Annotated in this window: 6 protein-coding genes; all 6 read left to right on the forward strand. The window is 40.4% G+C overall.

Translation table 11 applies throughout. The annotated features are described in order from the left end of the window. Positions 1-400: hypothetical protein (locus U9O96_01675; protein MEA2053816.1), on the forward strand; the 400-nt coding region annotated here is incomplete at its 5' end. A gap of 120 nt (positions 401-520) precedes the next feature. After that, complete coding sequence (locus tag U9O96_01680; protein MEA2053817.1) at positions 521-826, forward strand: DUF4258 domain-containing protein; 306 nt, start codon at positions 521-523, stop codon at positions 824-826. A gap of 5 nt (positions 827-831) precedes the next feature. Beyond that, the gene (locus U9O96_01685) at positions 832-1,077 is read left to right on the forward strand and encodes a type II toxin-antitoxin system MqsA family antitoxin (GenBank protein ID MEA2053818.1); all 246 of its coding nucleotides are present in this window, start codon (positions 832-834) and stop codon (positions 1,075-1,077) included. A 274-nt stretch (positions 1,078-1,351) separates the two neighbouring features. Beyond that, positions 1,352-1,546: a hypothetical protein gene (locus U9O96_01690; protein MEA2053819.1), complete on the forward strand. Its 195-nt coding sequence runs from the start codon at positions 1,352-1,354 to the stop codon at positions 1,544-1,546. Positions 1,547-1,579: 33 nt separating this feature from the next. Then, positions 1,580-1,783 carry a hypothetical protein gene (locus U9O96_01695; protein ID MEA2053820.1) on the forward strand — a complete coding sequence of 68 codons (204 nt, stop codon included), beginning with the start codon at positions 1,580-1,582 and terminating at the stop codon, positions 1,781-1,783. Then, positions 1,783-2,160, forward strand: a complete 378-nt coding sequence (locus U9O96_01700; protein ID MEA2053821.1) for a PIN domain-containing protein — start codon at positions 1,783-1,785, stop codon at positions 2,158-2,160. The genes U9O96_01695 and U9O96_01700 overlap by 1 nt, the downstream gene beginning before the upstream one ends. Positions 2,161-2,364: the final 204 nt, after the last annotated feature.

Here is a 2,364-nt window from a genome sequence, read left to right on the forward strand (position 1 = left end):
AATGAAAAGCTGGAGTTACGGCATAAATTCAATTTATAACAAGGCAAATATTTATCTTGAGGAGGCCTCCTGGTGGGTGTTTTTAGTAAATAGGATTGCTGAGTTTTTGTGTGACCTTACTCCCTCTATTTCCCTACCCAAAATTAAAATGAGGCTTAAGAGTAGAGAGGATATCGAATTTAATGATGGAAGCGATTGGACAACATTAAGGGATTGGTATGGTGACCTAAGTCAGGTTTTTCACTGTTTTGTCCACATGCCTGTTTTCTATTTTTGTCAAAAGAGGATCAGGTGTAAATCCATAGAAATTGATTACAATAGGGCCAAAGAAATGTTTTATGAAGACGATAGAGAGCTGTGGGATAAGGAAATATTAGGTGAACTCAATGAACTGCGTTGACTGTAGCAACTCAGTTGTTTGCATCATTGGTTTGGACTATGTGGGCTTGCCCCTGGCGGAGGCATTTGCCAGGAAGCCTTAAGGTAATCCGCTTTGATATGAACAGTAGCAGGGAAAAATATGAAAATAGAACAGATCAAAGAGAAAGTTCGCAAGGGAAAGTATTACATCTCTTTCACTCATACTGAAAAACTTCGAAAGAGAAGGATAAACACAGGAGAGATTGAAGAGGCTATCTCTAGAGGCGAAATAATCGAAGATTATCCCTATGATGTCAGAGGAGCGAGCTGTTTGATTTTAGGCTTTACTTTTAAAGGGAAACCTCTTCATATAGTTTGTGGTAGGGTTGGGGAAGAGATTATAATCATTACAGTATATGAGCCCAGTCTCAGTGAATGGCAAGAAGATTTGAAGATAAGGAGGTGATAAGGATGGTGGCGAGGTGTTACTTTTGTGGTGGCAAGGTAGAGAAAGAGGAAGTGAGCGTAGATTTTTGGTGGGGTGAAAAGCTGATTATCTTTGAGGAAGTTCCTGCTGAAGTATGCCAACAATGTGGGGAGAAATTCCTTGATGCCGTGGTCTATAAAGAGATGGAAAAGGTGGCACAGACGCAAGGGAAGCCTTCTAAGAGCATCACTGTGGACGTAGTGAATTTCAGGGGAACCGTTAAGGTCTGACTGCTGACTATCGACCAGGAACTGGTCACCCATCACCCGTTATTCATTACTCATCACTCATCACGGATTACCCGTCACACATAACTGATGACTCATCACGAATTACTTCAGTGTGTTACAATTTGAATTATAATGGTAGGAGGCTTGATGAGCATCATAGTTATCGGCGCTGGCTATGTTGGTCTGGCGGCTGCCTGGGGTAGGCTTTGATTAATCAAACTACCATAGGGTAGAATGATGATGGTATATAAATAAGAAACGGGGGTATTAGTAAGTGCTTGATATTAAAAAAGAGTATATCGTCACCGATGATGATAAGAAAAAGGCGGTTTTAATAGATATAGAAACATTTGAAAAGATAGAGGAAATTCTGGAAAGCTATGGGCTTGGCAAATACATGGAGGAAGTTGAAGGTGAGGAGGTTCTATCTGTAGATGCATCCGGTTATCATCGTGGGACAAGAATGTGAACAGTGTAAAGGTATAGTAGGAGGTGTTTGACAATGGAGATAACAACTAAAGACGCTTTAGAGAGAATTAAAGATTTACAACGAGAACTTGAATACCTAAAAAGGGATTTGCTGCAGGTAAAGACAAAACCGAGAGAAAAACTTTCGCTCTTTGGCAGTGTTCATGGTGGTGATATTACAGACGAGGTAATAGAGGAAGCAAAGAAGGATTTATTCAGAGAGACAGAAAACCTCTAATGATTTATGTATTAGACACACACATTCTGATCTGGTATTTCATAGGAAGCAAACGTTTAAAAGGGGGGCTTAAGGAAAAGATAGACGAGGTTAGGAGGAGGGGTGGACGCTTACTCGTGCCAACAATTGTTCTTGCTGAGGCATTAGCCATCGCGGAAAGGGACAAAGTCGAATTTGACTTTCAGAGAATGTATCAGTTAATAAAGGACGAGGCGGAGTTTGAGATAGTTAGTTTCACATCTGAAATTTTGGAAGAAGCTATGCGAATAAAAATCCCAGAAATACATGACAGAATCATTGTTGCTACAGCGAAGTTTTATAAGGCAGGGATTTTAACGAAAGATAGGATAATTCTTGAGTCTGAAGAATTGACATAAAATGATTCCGGTCACTGAGTTCTATCTCATCCTTGATGGCCGCAATGCCTTGCATCAAGATAAGATTCTATCCTTGGGCTTTAAATATATAGGGGTAGGCAGGAGGATAGAAGGAGCTTTCATCCCAGGTTCCAAAAGACCACACTTTTGATGCCTTGACCACTATCACCTCAGGCTTTTAGACATGGATGATATAAGACCCTG

The organism is Candidatus Thermoplasmatota archaeon (genome assembly GCA_034660695.1).
Classification (GTDB): Archaea; Thermoplasmatota; E2; order UBA202; family DSCA01; genus JAYEJS01.

Bases quoted from the DNA above. Each gene is read 5' to 3' on its own strand.
- U9O96_01695 (MEA2053820.1), top strand. From the start codon at position 1,580: ATGGAGATAACAACTAAAGACGCTTTAGAGAGAATTAAAGATTTACAA.
- U9O96_01680 (MEA2053817.1), top strand. From the start codon at position 521: ATGAAAATAGAACAGATCAAAGAGAAAGTTCGCAAGGGAAAGTATTAC.
- U9O96_01700 (MEA2053821.1), top strand. From the start codon at position 1,783: ATGATTTATGTATTAGACACACACATTCTGATCTGGTATTTCATAGGA.
- U9O96_01685 (MEA2053818.1), top strand. From the start codon at position 832: ATGGTGGCGAGGTGTTACTTTTGTGGTGGCAAGGTAGAGAAAGAGGAA.